The following is a 16,670-nucleotide window of genomic DNA, read 5'->3' on the forward strand; positions in this document are numbered from 1 at the left end:
ATCGATCTCGTGCCGCAAAAGCCGCGCAAACGCGAGATCAATGTCGTACTATCGAATTCGTTCGGGTTCGGGGGCACCAACGCATCGATGATCATGCAGCGCGTGACCAACTGACGTATCGTATCGACAAGAGTCCACCGTTTCGCCGCATTCGGTGATAAATCCTAGCCATGGACGCAGACTATCGGCCGCCGCGTGCATTTCGCGAGGCCGCGATTGAACCGACAGGATTCAGGTTGCATCGATGAGTGAGAGGCCGCCCATTTCACCGAGGAGTCCGCGCGCCGCGCTGGAGCCCGAGCAGGTTCCGCCGCCGCCGAAACGGTCCGACCGCGCCCGCAATCCGTTTGTCGTGTTCGGCAATGCCGTCATTACCATTGTGCTGGTCCTGATGATCGGCGCCGGCGGAGGCTATTTCTACGGCAAGCAGAAGATCGAGGCTCCGGGCCCGCTGCAGGAGGACAAGATCGTCAACATCCCGGCGCGCGCGGGCATGACCGACATCGCCGATATCCTGCAGCGCGAAGGCGTGATCGACAATAATCGCTGGGCCTTCATCGGGAGCGTGTTTGCGCTTAAGGCGCGATCCGAACTCAAGCCCGGCGAATACGCGTTTCAGAAGAACGCCAGCCTGCGTGACGTCATCGGCACCATGGTCGAAGGCAAGGTGGTCCAGCATGCCGTCACTATTCCCGAAGGGTTGACCTCCCAACAGATCGTGGCCCGCCTTTCCGAGAACGATATCTTTACTGGCGATATCCACGAGGTGCCGCGCGAAGGCACCTTGCTGCCGGAGACCTATAAATTCCCCCGCGGCACCACGCGCGACCAGGTGATTGCGCGCATGCAGCAGACTCAGAAGCGCGTGCTCGCGGAAATCTGGGAACGCCGCAGTCCGGATATTCCGGTCAAGACGCCGGAACAACTGGTGACATTGGCCTCGATCGTCGAGAAGGAAACCAGCAAGGCGGACGAGCGCAGCCGCGTTGCGGCGGTATTCGTCAATCGCCTGCGGCAAAAACTCAAGCTGCAGTCCGACCCGACCATTATCTACGGTATCGTCGGCGGCAAGGGGACACTGGGGCGGCCGATCAAGCGCAGCGAAATCCTGCAGCCTTCGCTTTACAATACCTATGTGGTGGACGGCCTTCCGCCGGGGCCGATCTCCAATCCCGGGCGCGCCTCGCTGGAAGCTGCGGCCAATCCGGCGCGCACGCGTGACCTGTTCTTTGTGGCGGACGGTACCGGCGGCCATGCCTTTACCGAAACTTACGACCAGCATCAGAAGAACGTCGCCAAACTGCGCGCGATAGAAAAGCAGGTTCCGAACGATACGGTTGAACCGGCGGACGATCCCCAGCCGGCTGCGGCGGCGGCGCCCACCGATGCTGCTCCGGCAACGCCAGCGGCGACCAAACCGGCCCCCGCGAAAAGGCCCGCTCGCGTCGCTCCAGCCCGGCAGGGGGCTGCGCAAACCACGGCATCGCCGCCGGTGGTTCAGCGATAACGGGACGCCGGCAACCGGCCGGAACCGAATTCCACTTTGCCTGAAAACGTCCTAAACTCGCGCCGTCCTTCAGCGAGTCTCAAGTCCGCCCTTTGTTAGGAGAATCTCACGCGATGGCGTTGTCGAGCATGACCGGCTTTGCCCGAAGCCACGGCGCCAGCGGACCCTATGCGTTCGAATGGGAATTGAAGTCGGTCAACGCCAAAGGCTTCGACCTGCGGATGCGATTGCCGCCCGGATGGGACGATCTGGAGGCTGTGGCGCGCAAGCGCGCCGGAGAACTGCTGTCGCGTGGCACGGTCTATGCCAATTTGAACGTCAAGCGCACAAGTTCGGTCTCGACCGTCCGTATCAATGAAGAGGTGCTGGCGTCGATCGTGAAGGTCGCAGGCGTGCTCGCCGGCAAGATCGATGCGGTGGCGCCGAGCATCGACGGGCTGCTCGGGATCAAGGGTGTCATTGAGGTCGTCGAGCCCGAAAGCAATGAGGCCGAAGACAAGGCCGCCAGAGCCGCCGCCGCAGCGGCGTTCGAGCAGGCGCTCACGGACCTCGTCGAGATGCGTCGGCGCGAGGGCGCGACGCTCGGGCAGATCCTGATCCAGCGAATGGACGAGATCGAGCGGCTGGCGAAAAAGGCCGAGGGCGCCCCGGGCCGCAAGCCCGAGGCGATCAGAGCGCGGCTTGCCGAGCAAATCGCGGCATTGCTTGAGTCCTCCGAACGCTTCGATCCCGACCGGCTCAATCAGGAAGCGATCATGATCGCGGCCAAGGCCGACATTCGTGAAGAACTCGACCGCATCGCCTCCCACATCTCGCAGGCCCGCGAGATGATCGGCAAGGGCGGGCCGATCGGACGGCGGCTCGATTTTCTGGCGCAGGAATTCAACCGCGAGGTCAATACCTGCTGTTCCAAATCGAACGATCTCGAACTAACCAATGCCGGCCTCGAAATGAAGAACGTGGTCGAGCAATTCCGCGAACAGGTTCAGAACCTGGAGTGAACCATGACGGCTGGCGGCCACGGGTTTGATGGGGTTGAGCGGCGCGGGCTGATGTTCGTGCTGTCGTCGCCGTCGGGCGCGGGCAAGACCACGCTGTCGCGCCTTTTGATCGAACGAATGCCGGGCCTGAAGATGTCGGTATCCGCGACCACGCGGCCGATGCGGCCGGGCGAAATCGACGGCCGCGATTATTTGTTTGTCGACAAATCCAGGTTCGAGGCGATGGTGAAGCGGGACGAGTTGCTCGAATGGGCGACCGTGTTCGACAATCGCTATGGCACGCCGCGCGAACCGGTCGAAACAGCCCTGTCGGCGGGGCAGGACGTGCTGTTCGATATCGACTGGCAGGGCACCCAGCAATTGCGCGAAAAAGCCCGCGCCGACGTCGTCAGCGTGTTCATCCTGCCGCCGTCGGCAGCCGACCTCGAGAAACGGCTGCATACCCGCGCGCAGGATGCGGACGCGGTGATACGCGGCCGAATGAGTCGCGCCACCCATGAATTGAGCCACTGGGCTGAATACGACTACATCGTGATCAACCACGATATCGACGAAGCCTTTGCCGAGGTGCAATCGATCCTGAAAGCCGAGCGGCTCAAACGCGAACGCCGTACCGGTTTGACGACGTTCGTGCGGGAGCTGCAACGGCAACTGGAGAAATAGCCGAAGCGCTCAGGCTGCGGCACTTCGCGACAGCCGCTCCAGCATTTCGGCGATCCTGCGGTTCGGATCATCCGCAGCGCGCGGATCGCGCGGGGCTCTCGGGATGGGCGAGTCCGGCATCGCATGGGCCGGCCGCGGTGGACGATCGGTGACGATCGAATCCCAGATCGCGCGTCGATCGCCTCGTACCACGCGCTGCCTCGCCCGTCGTCGTCGCAGGTTGAATCTGAAAATCGCGCGTCCCATCAGTCCGGCAAATGACAGCGCCCCGACAACGGCGATCAGCAGCATCAGGATCGAACGCGACTGCTTTTCGGAAGAAGATGAGTCGGCGGCGGCGAGTGAGACGGCAGCGGCCGCGACGGGCGGCCTCGTCGTCGGTGAATTTGACGGCGCGGTCACGCCGGGATTTTCGACCGCAAGTGCTGGGCTGGCCGATGATTCGACGCTCGACGGCTCAGGCCAGCGCGAAGCGACTACGGACGGCCGCGCGTTCGCATCCGGCGGGTTGGCAAGCGGGCTATTTTCGGGACCGGCCGCGCTGGCAGGCGCTGCCGGAACCGGTGGCCAGACGCTGGCCTCGGTTTTGTGCTCGACACGCGTCTGCGGCGGCAGTTCAGCGCGGGCATCCGCGATTGAATCTCGCACCGACGGTTCTGCTTTCGACGGCGCCGGCCTGGCCGTGAGCTGCGAAGACTTCTCGCCCTCGCGCCGCAGGTACCAGCAGTGCCGGTTGCTTGGATGATCGATGCGATAATACCAATGGCTGCCCTCAGGCACCTGGTCCTTTGGTTCGGAAAGACAATCGGCCGCCGCGCCATAGGATATCGTCGTGAGAGGGAGCCCTGCGAACAGGCTGGCGAAGATTGCTGACGCGAATTTCGCGGTTCGGTTTGGCATGTGCATCTCCGGTGATGATACGCAATACTTTCACGCGCCAAATCTCCGCAAAGACTTGGGTCGCAATGCGCCGCAATTCCGGACACGGCAGGGCTTAATTCAGGCTCGGATTCATGAGGCGAAAAAGTGGCGCTCTCGAAAGAGCGTCCCAACACCTTTTCGAATGTGAGGTTACTCGCTCGCGAGCACGTCGCTGAACAGCACGTAACGCTGTCCATCGAAACGCACCAGCCGCATCTGCTTGATCGGGCGCAGATCGGTCGGGCTGGTCCTCAGGCGGATACCAGGCAGCAGCAACGGCAACTCCATGTCCAGATGGGAGGCCTGCTTCATGATATTCTCGCGGGTGAGATCGTCGCCGCATTGCTTGAGAATCTGAACCACTGCAAAACCGATATTGTAGCCATAGGGGGCGTAATAGTCGCTTTTGTCGACGCGCGGATTGTATTTGTCCATCCATACGTTCCAGGCCTGCATGGCCGGATCGTCTTTCCACTGCGGGTCGGCCGGATCCTTTTGATAGGCCGCGGAGATGATACCCTTGGCTGCTTCAAACCCGGCCGGCCGAATTGCGCCCGCGATCGAGGAGCCGATGCTGACCACGAATTCCTGCGGGTGCCAGTCGATGTCGTAGGCCTTGCGAATCGCCTGCGCGGAGAATTTGGGCACCGTGACGATGAAGAATACGTCGGCACCGGATGACTTCAGCGAAACCACCTGGGAATCAACCGTGGGATCGCTGGTGTTATAGGTCTGCGACGACACGATCATCGTCGAGGCCTTGTCGCCGAGCCCGCGCTTGAATCCCAAAAGATAGTCGCGGCCGAGGTCGTCATTCTGCGACAGGATGGCGATCTTCGCGTCGGGTTTCACCGAAAGAATGTATTTGGCGTAGATCTCGCCCTCCGACGCATAGTGCGGCGTCCAGCTCATGGTCCACGGATAATGCGCGGGGTCGTTGAAGACCGTGGCGCCGGAGCCGACGAAAAGATGCGGCACCTTTTGCTGGTTGATGTACTTGACCACGGCCATATTGGTGGCGGTGCCGACGGGATTGACAAGAAACAGCACCTCGTCGCTTTCGATCAGGCGCCGGATCTGCTCGACCGTCTTGGGCGGGCTATAGGCGTCGTCGAGGCTGATGAAATTGATCTTGCGGCCATTGACGCCGCCCTGGTCGTTGATCATCGCGAAATAAGCCGTGGCGGAGACCGCGCCCGCCGAATAGGCCGATGCCGGCCCGCTGTAGGGCGTCGTGGTCCCGATCTTGATTTCGGTGTCGGAGGCGCCCGGCCCGTATTGTTTCTGCGCCAGCGCCGGCGTTGCGGCAAAAACAAATGTCAGTGCAGCCAAAACGCCCCGTACCAAGGCGCCCGGCGTCGCATGATTTCCCTGGGCCATTGGAGTCCTCCCTGTTGGCGAGGCTTACATGGCACTCTGCCTCCTTTGACGAGGCTTAAGAGGGCTCTGCCTCAGTTTTTCAATATGATGCGTCCGACGACTTTTCCAGCCCGCAATTGGTCTATCCATTTCTGGACGTCGCCCATCGGCTCTTCCTTCATCGGCGTCGGCTTGATCTTGCCGGCGCGCGCAAGCGCCATCAATTCCTGTCCCTCGGCCAGGGTTCCGACCATGAAGCCCTCGATGGTCATGCGCTTGTAGATCCATTGCACCATCGGCAGGCTGAAATTGCCGCCCATCAGTCCGGAGACCACGATCTTGCCGCCGCGCGCGATCGCGGCGACCGCAAAGGCCATCGATTTTTCGTTGCCGGCAAAATCGACGATCGCGTCGAATCCGCCCTCGGTCTCCTTGATGATGCGCTTGACCACGTCGGTCTCGCCGGGATCGTAGGCGACCGCGGCGCCGTTTTTCAGCGCGGTCTCGCGCGCGGCCGGGCTCAAATCCGCCACCGAGATCTTCTGCTTGAACATGGCTTGTGCGAAAGCCAGCCCCATCATGCCGACGCCGCCAAGACCGATCAGCAGCAAGTTGCGCTGTCGCGGCCGATCGACCAGGCGCTTCAGCGCGCCGTAGGCGGTCACGCCGGAGCACATCAAGGTCGCCGCCTGATTGACCGGCAGAGGGTCGTAATCCAGCAGATACCTGGCATCGGGTACCAGCACGTGGCTGGCGAAGCCGCCATCGATGGCGACTCCCAGAAAGCGCTGCTTGGCGCAGAGATTTTCATCGCCATTGAGACAGTCACGGCACTGGCCGCAACCGATCCAGGGGAATACCGCCTTGCTGGCGCCGATCAGGCTTTTTGGAACATCGGGGCCGACTTCCTCCACGATCCCGGCGATCTCGTGCCCCAGCGTGAACGGCAGCACCATGCCGCGTGTGGTGTCGAGTTTCTTGCCGCCGCCAAGATCGGCGTAACCGTCCTGGATATGCAGGTCCGAATGACACAGCCCGCAGCGCTCAACGCGCACCAGCACTTCCTTGCCCTGCGGCTTAGGTGTCTCGACAATGGTTTCGCACAGCGGCGCATCGAATTTGACCAGTGATTGGCGTCGCATCAGCGCCATGGCGTTTTCTCCTCAGGAAATCTTCAATTTGGTGTTTCGTATATCGGTCAATTCGCGGGCCATGGCAACAAAGCCGCTCACCGGAATGGTTTCGGCGCGCCGCGTCAAATCGACATCGGCTGCGGCGGCGAGCCGCGCCGGATCGACCGCCAGTGATTTGAGGCTTTGCCGCAGCATTTTCCGCCGCTGGCCGAAGGCCGCCGCCGCGACCTGCTCCAGCGCCTTGCGGTCGCACGCTTCCGGCGTGGTGCGAGGCACCAGGCGCACCACTGATGAGGTGACCTTGGGCTGCGGCACGAATGCCGCAGGCGAAATGTCGAACAGGATTTTGGTCTCGGCGCGCCAGTTCGCAAGCACGCCCAGCCGTCCATAAGCTTCGTCATCCTCGCGCGCCACGATGCGCTCGGCCACCTCGCGCTGAAACATCAGCACCATCATGTCGTACCATGGCGGCCACGGCTCGATCGACAGCCAGTCGATCAGAAGCGCGGTTGCGATATTATAGGGCAGGTTGGCGACGATTTTAGCGCGCACGCTTCCGAGCAATGGCCGCGGATCGAAAGCCTGCGCATCGGCACAAACAATCTCCAGCCGGCCCGGATATCGCCTCGAAATCTCTTCAAGTGCCGTCAAGGCCCGCTCGTCGCGCTCGATCGCGATGACGCGCCGCGCGCCCAAGGCCAATAGCGCGCGCGTCAACCCGCCCGGACCGGGACCAATCTCGACAATCGTTGCGTCTTCGAGCGGGCCCGCCGCGCGCGCGATTCGTGCGGTGAGGTTGAGGTCCAGCAGGAAATTCTGCCCGAGCGATTTGCGCGCCGATAGAGCATGCCGGCGAATAACGTCGCGAAGCGGCGGAAGGTCGTCGATCGCACTCATCACCGCTGGGCGGCCGACATGCGGGCGGCGAGCCGCAATGCCGCGATCAGGCTCGATGGGTTGGCCCTGCCAGTGCCGGCAATGTCAAATGCGGTGCCGTGATCGGGCGAGGTGCGTATGAAGGGCAGGCCCAGCGTCACGTTGACGGCGTCCTCGAACGCCAGCGTCTTGACCGGAATCAGCGCCTGGTCGTGATACATGCAGATCGCGCAGTCGTAGGTTTTGCGCGCGGCCTCGTGGAACATGGTATCGGCGGGCAGCGGTCCCCTGATCTCAATACCGTCGCCGCGCAGGATTTCCACGGCGGGCGCCACGATCGCCTGATCCTCGGTGCCGAGCGTACCGTCTTCGCCGGCGTGAGGATTGAGGCCGGACATTGCGATCCGTGGACGGGCGATGCCGAAGCGGGTCTTCAATTCCGCGACCACGATGCGGGCGGTCGAGACGATCAACTCACGCGACAGCCGCGCAACGGCGTCGCGCAGCGACAGGTGGATCGTCACGGGCACAACAACAAGGGCAGGGGACCACAGCATCATGACCGGTTGCGGCGGTTGGCCGCCGCTCGCCGCGAGTTCGGCGAGAAACTCGGTATGACCGGGATGCCTGAAGCCGGCGCGGTAGAGCACGTTCTTGGCAATGGGATTGGTGACGACCGCGCCGGCGCGGCCGGCTGTCACGTCGCTGACCGCCTGACGTATGGACGCCATGGCCGCATCCGCACTGGTGTCGTCCGGCCGGCCGGGTTCCGCAGTCGCCTTGTGGCCGGTGGATACCACCGGCAGCGCGTCCGCGAATGCATCGAGTGCATCCTCGGCGCGAACGTCGGCGAGCTTGACCTTCAGGCCGAGCGCGCCGGCGCGGCCGGCGAGCAAGTCGCGATCGCCGAGCAGGTAGAACGGCGGAAGGTTCAGTTCATCGCGGCGCAGCCACGCCTTGATCGTGATATCGGGCCCGATACCCGCAGGTTCGCCTGTTGTCAGCGCGAGGGGTTTTGCCATGCATCAACGATATTCGATCATCGCGGCTTTGCGGACTTCCTGCAGGTAGGATTTCGACTTTGCCTCGTATTTTGCCGCAAACATCTTGTCCCGGACTTCCTTTTTTTTCGGCGTATCGATGGTGGTCGGCTTTCTTCCGCACAACGCAACCATCTCGACGCCTTGTTTGGTCACCTCCGGCTCGGTCAAATGGCCGATCGGGGTCTTGTCGAGCATTTCACGAAGCGGCGCCGGCAAATCGGCCGAGGTCTTGGTCACCGCGTCGCGAATCGCGGCATTTTGCATCGTCTTGAAAAAACCGTTGGCCTCCGCGCAGGTTTGCACGCGGTTGCGCAAGGCTTCGGCCTCCTTGCGTCTTGCCTCGACCACAGCCGGCGCGGATCCCCGCTGGACGATCAAAACGATCGGCTGCATCTTGTATTCGAAACTCTCGGTGTCCGATTTCTCGTCTTCCTTGGCGGCCGCTACCACTTCCTTCTCGCCGACCTGCAGGCTCTCCTTGAAACGTCCGCGCACCAAACTGCCCCAGACCATGTCGGCTTTTATGCGCTCCTTCAGCGTTTCGGGCCGAACACCCTGAGCTTCCAGGGCTTTGGTCAGTTGGTCGGAGGTGATCCGCATCCTCGTGCTCATCTCGGCGTACGCCTGGTCGATATCGGAGGATGTGGGATCGACGCCAAATTTCTTGGCTTCCTTGATTTTCACCTTTTCATCGATCAATTCGTCGACCACTTCCTGTCGGGCGGGAGCCTTGTGGGTGGTCATGAATACCAGCTTGGTGCGCTGCTCGATATCGTAGTTGGTAATGGGGTCGCCGTTGACCATGACGGCGACGGTTTGCGCGTGCAAAGCCGAGCCATAACCCGCCAACGTCAGCGCAGCGGCACAACCCAGGATCAGAAGCGAAAGCCGGCGAGAGAATGTAGTCGTTGTGGTCATCTTCGCTATATCAACCTGCTTGAACTGGATTCGCACGGCGCGCGGAACTGGTCCCCCGACAACGTGACGACGCCGGTTCTATTGGATACCCGTCGCGACCCCGGTCGGACTGGGTGTCGAATTGGCAATGGTTCGCAGGCCGAGCTGCAGCATAAAGGCATGACCGAGCACCGGCGGCGAAGTCGTAGAGGCGTAGGAGTAGGACGTGACGTAGTTGGCGGCCAGCACGAAGCAGTCGTCGACATATCCGGCGCCGACGACATACTGGTTGATCTGGTTTGCTACAAGATCCCAACGCGCGGCTCCCGTCAGCACCCAGTTCGCTGCTACCTTGACCGACCCGCTGGCCAATATTCCTTCGCGGCGGTTCAGGTACCCCAGCTCCGGTTGTGGGGCATAGTTGCCGTACATCAGGCTAACCGACCAGCGGTCGAAATTGGCGCGGCCCTCGGCCTCGAAGCGCTGAACGTTCAGCGTTGCCTCGTCGAGGCGCGAGCGAACGCTGAACGAATAGGTCTTGTTGGGCGAATATTCGGCGCTGGCGACATAATCGGACCGCGCGGTCGCAAGGCCGGAGTCGACGGCGGTGTTGGTCACATCCTGGACCGCGAATGAATTGAGACCGAACAGCTGGTAGGACTGCCCGAACATTACCTTGACGGCGCCGCCCTGATCGAATTGCGTGGTCGCCTGCACACCGACATTGGCGCGACCGCCGCCCTCGACGCGGTCATAGCCTGAGAATTTGTCGACGCTGAACAGATTGCTGGTATCGAAGGTCATGCTCTGCGCGTCTTCGTTGGGAAGCTTGCCGGCATCGGGTTCGTTGGGGCGAATGATGACTTGTGCGATCGGTTCGATCGTCGTGGTGCCCCAGGGCTGGACGTTGATGAAGGGATAGCGATATTCGAGTCCGACCGTCGGCATCAAACGCAGGGCCTGGGTATCGCCGGTGGGGAGGAAGTTCGAAGTGCCCGGCTGGTTTGCGACCGAGGTGTCGATCGCATCGGCGCGGAGACTTGCAAACGGTGTCCAGATTTCGCCCAAGGGATCGGTGTATGACCGCCGCCAATCCACCTCACCTGTCAATCGCGTATAGGTGCCGGGCATGCCCCGAAGCAGGCAGTACTTGGGGATGGTCATGGCCGAATCGGCTGAGGTCGGCAGGCAGTAGCCGTTGGCGGCCGCCATCGGCGTGATCGGATCGAAAACCGCGGTGTCGCGTGTCAGGCTGGTGAAGTTGCCCTTGTAACTGAACTCTCCACCGAACACCGAGTGGTTGATCACGTTGGAATAGTCGATCACCGGCGCCACGACCGGCACCTGGGACTGATTGCCCGAAAGACTGAGATAGTAAATCGCGCGCGCGTCGAAATAACTTCGATTGCCGACGCCGGTCAGATAAAGCTGGGAAACGGCTTCGGTTGGCAGCGTGAGAAACGAGGCCATCGGGTCTTTGTAGACGGCCAGCCTGTAGTTCGACAGCAACATATAGTCGCTGAGCAAGACGCCATCCCAACCCCAAACCCATTTGTCATTGAGCGCGAACTGGCCCTTTGTTTCGACGCCGCCGCGGAAGGTGCGATCGCCGGGCTGGCCGGCGAAAGCTCCGGGATCCAGCTGATCGATGCCATAGGCGCGGATCTGGTACGCTCCATCCATCGTGCGTTGGCGGAATTCACCCTGGAACAACACGCCCTGCTTGGTGGTGAAACGCGGGTTGATGGTCACATCATAGTCGGGAGCGATCGCCCAGTAGAACGGCACCTCGAGGCCGAACCCGTAACCCGAGCCTTCCGTATAGAATGGCATCAAAAACCCGGTCTTGCGCTTTACCGTCGGATCGGGTGTCGAAAGATATGGCAGATACGCCATCGGAACGCCGAAGAACTCCAACTGCGCGTTCTCGAAGTACAGCATCTTCTCATTCGTGTCGTGAATGATGCGCGCGGCCTTGACCTGCCACAATGGCGGCTTCTTCGGGTCGTCCCTGCACGGCGCGCATGCGGTGTAAACGCCGTTCTCGAACACCTCGTAGCTGCCGCTGGAGCGGTCGGCGCGGGTCGCAGCCATTCGGGTGTGATCGGCGGTGTCGACGCGCAACGAGTCGACGAAACCGTCGCGGTAGTCGTCGCTCAAATCCATGATGTTCGCGTAGGTAATCTTGCCGTCCGCGTCGGTCATGCGGACGTTGCCTTCGGCATGGAGCCGTTTGGTCTTCTGGTCGTAAATAACCTTGTCCGCCTCGAGGTTGGTTCCGTTGTAAAACAACTGCACGTTGCCAACCGCCGATACCCGCGAGTTGTTGTAATCGTAGTCCACCTCGGTTGCCTGGACGAGCATCTGTCCGTCTTTCACGGCAGGAGCCGGCTTCGGCTTGGGAGGCATCGGATTGAAGGTGTAGGTTTGCGAAGAGGCCGGGGTTGTCGTCACAACACCGAATGCGCCGGCAAGGATGAACCCGAAAACCATTGCGAGCACGGGTCCGCGGGCGGCGGCCAAACGAGTCCGAGGACGGCGCACAGGGGTGCGCCGCCTGAACGCAGGCGACATACACTGGCGGGCGGCGACAACGGCCACTACCCGTCCTCCTGGTACAGCAAGGCCAAAAAGCCGGTGAGGCCGCCCACGCACACAGGCAGCCACGCCGAAGCGATCGGATGCATCAACTCAGCCTTGCTCAAATCATCGGTTACTTTCGACAGAACATAGAGCAGAAAGCCCGCTCCCACACCACTCAAAACCATTTTTTGGACTCCGCCGAAGCGGAAGAATCGCAGGCTGACGGACGCTGCCAGCAACACCATCGCGGCCAGCAAAAACGGCTGTGCGATAAGCTTGTGGTACTGCAACCGGTACCCGGCGGTCGCAAATCCGGAGCTTTCCGAGGATCGGATATAGCTCGGGAGTTGCCAAAAAGACACAGTCTCCGGCGTGGAGAAACTGTTGCGAACCTGAGCTGGCGTCAGAGTGGTCGGGAGGAAGAAACTGTCCTGGTCGACGGGAGGTGCGTCGAGGGAGTAGCGGCGGACGGATTTGAGCAGCCAGCGCCCCTTTTCAAGCGTCGCCTCCCGCGCTTCGATTCGTTCCCTGAACTGGTAGTTGGTATCGAACCTGAACAACGTCAGCCCGGTCAGCCGCACCCCCTGCTGCTCGCTGCGGGCCGCGTTGATGATGACCTGGCCATCGTTGTTCACCTGATTGATCCAGAAGCCAAAGGCGTCTTGTAGTCCTCCGCCGGGAGCGGAGCCGAACAATTCATCCTCCATGTGCTTGGCGAGTTCGCGCAGGTTGGCGGACATCGGGTTGTAGAGGGCCGTGGCGAGGACGCCTAGCATGAGCGCGCTCGCCAGCGCCGGCGCGATGAACTGCCATGCCGAAACCCCGGCGGCGCGCGCGACCACAAGCTCCAAACTCCGCGAAAGCGCCAGATAGCAGACCATCGCTCCGATCAGGATGCAAAACGGCATCAGCTTCTCGAGCAATTGCGGCACGCGGAACAACGACGTCTCCGCGACCATGATCGGAGACACCGAAGCAAGCCCCGACGTCTTCCGGACCATTTCGATGTAATCGACCAGCACGAGCAGGACGAAGATGCCGACGAACACGCCCAGTGCCGCGACCACGAAGCGGCCGGCAAAATATCGTCCAAGCGTGTTGGTCATTATGCTCATGCTGTGGCCGGCCGCCTGAAAAGCCGCCGGAACCGTGCGTTCGACCTTTCGGCCGCTTCCATTAGCCTGGCCGGCGGTTCCACCACGATGCTTCGGATGACGATCCAAAGGCTCACGGCGATAGTCGCCGCCAGCAACAGATACTGAACGAGGGCGGCCAGCGGCGAGGTTGCCGTCATCACGGAGCAGACGAATCCCGCCATGCGCACCGTGAACACCGCCAGGATCGAGCTGGTAATCGAAAAGTTCCGGCTCTGACGTGTGGTGCGCGGCGCACCGAGAAACGCGAAGGTCAGGATTGCAAATGCAAAGGGATAGATCGGCGCCAGGAAACGGTCATGCAATTCGGCGCGAAACTGTCCGGGCAATTGCACGTAAACCGGATCGGCCGGCGCCGGCCAAATCAACTCCGATAAATAGCGCTCGCGAATCCCCAGCGTGACGTCATGGCCCTGATTGGAGAATTTCGACATGTCGAACGCATAACGACGGAACGCCACCAGCGCGGGATCGCGCTTGCCGGCTTCGAAACGTTCGAGATTTCCGTCCTCCATGATCAGAAACGAACTGCCCTCGTTCTGCAGCACCGTCCCGTGATCGGCGATGATGCTGACGCGTTCCTTGGGATCGCGGCGGTCATCGATAAAGAGGCCGACAAGCACGCCGCCGGGCTGCCGCTCTCGAACACGGATGGTCAGGTTCTGGTCGAGCTGAGTGAAGCGGCCCGGTTGAAGGATGTTGGCAAGCACGTCCGCGGTGATTTCGGCGTTCCATTGTTTGAGGCGGCGCATTCCCTCTGGCGCGAGATAGGCCGCGATAAAGGCGACCATCAACGCTACCACGCAGGTGGCATAGAAGAACGGACGAAACAGCCGGACCGGCGAGAAGCCGGCCGCATTCATCACGATGATTTCGGAGTCGGTTGCGAGCTTGTTGAGGGTATGGGAGACCGCGATCATCAGCGCGATCGGTGCGATGATCAGTACCAGCGACGGAATGATCAGGCTGGTGATGCCGAGAAAGGTAAGGATTGTTTGACCCTGGCTCGTCATCAGGTCGATGCCGCGCAACGCCTGCGTAATCCAGATCACCCCCGTCAGGCTGATCAAGACCACCACAAACGACGCAAGCGTCGTGCGAAAAATATACTTGTCGATCGACCCCATCGTTACCGCACGATCCCCGCCCGCGAACCGGACCTGCTGCTTGCGACCAAATCCCCAAATCGGGATCCCTCTGGCCGTGCCGCGGTCGTCCAGCCGCTCACCCTCTCACTACCATCCCTTTGATCCGTCAACAAAATGGCTGCGCGATGGCGCTCTTCAGATATGGTTAATAATTCAGGGTTTGTGGCCTTCCGACCACGGGAACGCTTGGCATCGCGGTCGCTGACAGGTCATAGTGCCATGGACCAACCTCTTGACGGACGCAAAGCGGGCCGAAGAGAACACTCACAGAACGCCCCCCGGCGGGTTCCCGACCCAGCGAAAGCCCTGATTTTTGGAGGATTACCCATGCCCGACGCCGTCAAGGTCGGCTTTGTTCCGCTTTCCAGCGCCCCCCGCGGTAGCCTGGTAGTATTCTGCGATGACGGGCTGAAATTCGGTGCGGCGACCGATCGAGCGCTCGGTGCGACGGCCAATATCGTCAAGCGCGCCGCTGAAACCAACCAGTTCAAGGGAAAAAACGGCGCGACGCTGGATATCCTGGCGCCACAGGGCCTCAAGATCTCACGCCTGATCGTGGTCGGCGCCGGCAAGCTCTCGACCCTCAAGGACAATGATTTTCTCAAGCTTGGCGGCGTGGTCGCCGGCAAATTGCGCCCCGGCAACAACGCGGTGACGGTCATCGCCGAACTATCGACCGGAGCCATGAAGCCCGATCAGGCGGCCGCGGTTGCATCGGGCATCCGGCTGCGCGCCTATAAATTCGACCGCTACAAGACCAAGAAGAAGGACGGTGAGGACGCCGCGTTGCGCGCCGATGTTTCGCTGGCCGTCGGTGACGTCGCGGCTGCGCGAAAGGCCTTCGCTCCCGGCGCTCACATCGTCGATGGCGTCATCACCGCGCGCGATCTCGTCAATGAGCCGCCCAACGTGCTGTTTCCGGTGGAATTCGCCCGCCGCGCCAGCCAGTTGCGCAAGCTCGGCGTCGAGGTCGAAATTCTCGACGTTAAAGCGATGATGAAACTCGGCATGGGAGCGCTGCTTGGCGTCGCCCAGGGCTCGACGCAGCCGGGCAGGACAGTGATCATGCGCTGGAATGGCGGCAAGCGCGGCGGTCAGCCCGTCGCCTTTATCGGCAAGGGCGTTTGTTTCGATACCGGCGGCATTTCCATCAAGCCCGCCGCCAGCATGGAGGACATGAAGGGCGACATGGGCGGAGCCGCCTGCGTGGTCGGATTGATGCATGCGCTGGCGGCGCGAAAGGCGAAGGTCAACGCGGTCGGCGCCATCGGGCTGGTCGAGAACATGCCCGACGGCAACGCGCAACGCCCCGGCGATATCGTAACCTCGATGTCCGGCCAGACCATCGAGATCATCAACACCGACGCCGAAGGCCGGCTGGTGCTGGCCGACGTGCTCTGGTACGTGGCCAAGAAGTTCAAGCCGAAATTCATGGTCGATCTGGCGACGCTCACGGGCGCCATCATGGTGGCGCTCGGCACCGAATACGCCGGAATGTTCTCCAACAACGACCAATTGGCGGGACGGTTGACCGAGGTCGGGCTTGCGACCGGAGAACGGGTCTGGCGCATGCCGCTTGGCCCGGAATACGACAAGCAGATCGACTCGCAATTCGCCGACATGAAGAACACCGGTAGCCGCAACGGCGGTTCGATCACCGCCGCGCAATTTCTGCAGCGCTTTGTCGACGACACACCGTGGGCGCATCTCGATATCGCGGGGACGGCGATGGGCGCCCCGAAAACCGAGATCAACCAAAGCTGGGGTTCAGGGTATGGCGTTCGCCTGCTTGAGCGGCTGGTTGCGGAGTACTATGAAGCCAAGAAATAGTTGAGAACCGGATGACGGAAGTTCTGTTCTACCATCTGCAGGACATGTCGCTCGAAAGCGTCTTGCCGCCCTTGCTCGAAAAATCGCTGGAACGGGGCTGGCGGGTTGTCGTGCAGTCGACGTCGGAAGAGCGCGCCGAAGCGCTCGACGCCCATCTGTGGACCTATCGCGAGGACTCATTTTTGCCGCACGCCACCTGGCGCGCCGGCGATGCGCAGGATCATCCGATCGTGCTGGCGGTGGCAGAGGCCAACCCGAACGGGGCCAATGTCAGGTTTTTGATCGACAACGCCGCCTTGCCCGCCGATACCGACAGCTACGATCGGGTGGTTCTGGTTTTTAACGGCGAGGACGGCGACGCGCTCGCAGCCGCCCGCGGCGCCTGGACGGATTGCAAGGCGCGGGGGTTCGAGGTCACATACTGGCAGGCCGACGAGCGGGGCCGGTGGCAGCGGCGGGAATAGCGATATCGGGCGATTAATGATAATCTGCGGTTTCGGCTCCAGCGCTTGCGCATAGCCATGGTCGTGCCGCAAAGTGATGTTGGGACAACCG

General features: G+C 61.6%; 14 protein-coding genes. 5 read left to right on the forward strand and 9 right to left on the reverse strand.

Annotated features, from left to right (window positions below):
- The first annotated feature begins 244 nt into the window (after positions 1–244).
- The 3 genes from mltG (at position 245) to gmk (ending at position 3,171) form a co-directional block, all read left to right on the forward strand.
- On the forward strand, positions 245–1,507 hold the full coding sequence (mltG, locus tag E7813_RS16120; RefSeq protein WP_291575499.1) for an endolytic transglycosylase MltG: 1,263 nt from the start codon (positions 245–247) through the stop codon (positions 1,505–1,507).
- Between the two features lie 113 nt (positions 1,508–1,620).
- A complete protein-coding gene (locus E7813_RS16125; protein ID WP_291575501.1) occupies positions 1,621–2,508 on the forward strand; it encodes a YicC/YloC family endoribonuclease in 888 nt (295 codons plus the stop codon).
- A gap of 3 nt (positions 2,509–2,511) precedes the next feature.
- Complete coding sequence (gene gmk, locus E7813_RS16130; RefSeq protein ID WP_291575503.1) at positions 2,512–3,171, forward strand: guanylate kinase; 660 nt, start codon at positions 2,512–2,514, stop codon at positions 3,169–3,171.
- A gap of 9 nt (positions 3,172–3,180) precedes the next feature.
- Here gmk and E7813_RS16135 read toward each other — a convergent pair whose 3' ends face one another.
- From E7813_RS16135 to lptF, 9 genes are all read right to left on the reverse strand, one after another.
- Positions 3,181–4,071 carry a hypothetical protein gene (locus E7813_RS16135; RefSeq protein ID WP_291575505.1) on the reverse strand — a complete coding sequence of 297 codons (891 nt, stop codon included), beginning with the start codon at positions 4,069–4,071 and terminating at the stop codon, positions 3,181–3,183.
- A gap of 171 nt (positions 4,072–4,242) precedes the next feature.
- Positions 4,243–5,472: an ABC transporter substrate-binding protein gene (locus E7813_RS16140; RefSeq protein WP_291575506.1), complete on the reverse strand. Its 1,230-nt coding sequence runs from the start codon at positions 5,470–5,472 to the stop codon at positions 4,243–4,245.
- Positions 5,473–5,543: 71 nt separating this feature from the next.
- The gene (locus E7813_RS16145; RefSeq protein WP_291575507.1) at positions 5,544–6,602 is read right to left on the reverse strand and encodes an alcohol dehydrogenase; all 1,059 of its coding nucleotides are present in this window, start codon (positions 6,600–6,602) and stop codon (positions 5,544–5,546) included.
- A gap of 12 nt (positions 6,603–6,614) precedes the next feature.
- A complete protein-coding gene (gene rsmA, locus E7813_RS16150; RefSeq protein ID WP_291575508.1) occupies positions 6,615–7,481 on the reverse strand; it encodes a 16S rRNA (adenine(1518)-N(6)/adenine(1519)-N(6))-dimethyltransferase RsmA in 867 nt (288 codons plus the stop codon).
- Positions 7,481–8,482 (reverse strand): 4-hydroxythreonine-4-phosphate dehydrogenase PdxA, encoded by a 1,002-nt coding sequence (gene pdxA / locus E7813_RS16155; RefSeq protein WP_291575509.1) that lies wholly within the window; start codon positions 8,480–8,482, stop codon positions 7,481–7,483. Before pdxA ends, rsmA begins: the two co-directional genes overlap by 1 nt.
- Positions 8,483–8,485: 3 nt before the next feature.
- Positions 8,486–9,421, reverse strand: coding sequence for a SurA N-terminal domain-containing protein (locus tag E7813_RS16160; RefSeq protein WP_291575510.1), 936 nt, complete (start codon positions 9,419–9,421; stop codon positions 8,486–8,488).
- 78 nt (positions 9,422–9,499) lie between these two features.
- Positions 9,500–11,893, reverse strand: a complete 2,394-nt coding sequence (locus tag E7813_RS16165) for an LPS-assembly protein LptD (protein WP_291575511.1) — start codon at positions 11,891–11,893, stop codon at positions 9,500–9,502.
- Between the two features lie 107 nt (positions 11,894–12,000).
- A complete protein-coding gene (gene lptG, locus E7813_RS16170; RefSeq protein WP_291575581.1) occupies positions 12,001–13,098 on the reverse strand; it encodes an LPS export ABC transporter permease LptG in 1,098 nt (365 codons plus the stop codon).
- Positions 13,095–14,264 carry an LPS export ABC transporter permease LptF gene (gene lptF / locus E7813_RS16175; RefSeq protein ID WP_291575513.1) on the reverse strand — a complete coding sequence of 390 codons (1,170 nt, stop codon included), beginning with the start codon at positions 14,262–14,264 and terminating at the stop codon, positions 13,095–13,097. Before lptF ends, lptG begins: the two co-directional genes overlap by 4 nt.
- A 348-nt stretch (positions 14,265–14,612) precedes the next feature.
- On the opposite strand from lptF, the gene E7813_RS16180 reads away from it, so the two are divergent.
- Together E7813_RS16180 and E7813_RS16185 are read left to right on the forward strand one after the other, a co-directional pair.
- On the forward strand, positions 14,613–16,115 hold the full coding sequence (locus E7813_RS16180) for a leucyl aminopeptidase (protein WP_291575514.1): 1,503 nt from the start codon (positions 14,613–14,615) through the stop codon (positions 16,113–16,115).
- Between the two features lie 11 nt (positions 16,116–16,126).
- On the forward strand, positions 16,127–16,579 hold the full coding sequence (locus E7813_RS16185; protein ID WP_291575515.1) for a DNA polymerase III subunit chi: 453 nt from the start codon (positions 16,127–16,129) through the stop codon (positions 16,577–16,579).
- Positions 16,580–16,670 lie beyond the last annotated feature (91 nt).

This window comes from Bradyrhizobium sp., assembly GCF_004799405.1.
Lineage (GTDB): Bacteria > Pseudomonadota > Alphaproteobacteria > Rhizobiales > Xanthobacteraceae > Bradyrhizobium.

Bases quoted from the DNA above. Each gene is read 5' to 3' on its own strand.
- mltG (WP_291575499.1), top strand. From the start codon at position 245: ATGAGTGAGAGGCCGCCCATTTCACCGAGGAGTCCGCGCGCCGCGCTG.
- E7813_RS16125 (WP_291575501.1), top strand. From the start codon at position 1,621: ATGGCGTTGTCGAGCATGACCGGCTTTGCCCGAAGCCACGGCGCCAGC.
- gmk (WP_291575503.1), top strand. From the start codon at position 2,512: ATGACGGCTGGCGGCCACGGGTTTGATGGGGTTGAGCGGCGCGGGCTG.
- E7813_RS16135 (WP_291575505.1), bottom strand. From the start codon at position 4,071: ATGCCAAACCGAACCGCGAAATTCGCGTCAGCAATCTTCGCCAGCCTG.
- E7813_RS16140 (WP_291575506.1), bottom strand. From the start codon at position 5,472: ATGGCCCAGGGAAATCATGCGACGCCGGGCGCCTTGGTACGGGGCGTT.
- E7813_RS16145 (WP_291575507.1), bottom strand. From the start codon at position 6,602: ATGGCGCTGATGCGACGCCAATCACTGGTCAAATTCGATGCGCCGCTG.
- rsmA (WP_291575508.1), bottom strand. From the start codon at position 7,481: ATGAGTGCGATCGACGACCTTCCGCCGCTTCGCGACGTTATTCGCCGG.
- pdxA (WP_291575509.1), bottom strand. From the start codon at position 8,482: ATGGCAAAACCCCTCGCGCTGACAACAGGCGAACCTGCGGGTATCGGG.
- E7813_RS16160 (WP_291575510.1), bottom strand. From the start codon at position 9,421: ATGACCACAACGACTACATTCTCTCGCCGGCTTTCGCTTCTGATCCTG.
- E7813_RS16165 (WP_291575511.1), bottom strand. From the start codon at position 11,893: ATGGTTTTCGGGTTCATCCTTGCCGGCGCATTCGGTGTTGTGACGACA.
- lptG (WP_291575581.1), bottom strand. From the start codon at position 13,098: ATGAGCATAATGACCAACACGCTTGGACGATATTTTGCCGGCCGCTTC.
- lptF (WP_291575513.1), bottom strand. From the start codon at position 14,264: ATGGGGTCGATCGACAAGTATATTTTTCGCACGACGCTTGCGTCGTTT.
- E7813_RS16180 (WP_291575514.1), top strand. From the start codon at position 14,613: ATGCCCGACGCCGTCAAGGTCGGCTTTGTTCCGCTTTCCAGCGCCCCC.
- E7813_RS16185 (WP_291575515.1), top strand. From the start codon at position 16,127: ATGACGGAAGTTCTGTTCTACCATCTGCAGGACATGTCGCTCGAAAGC.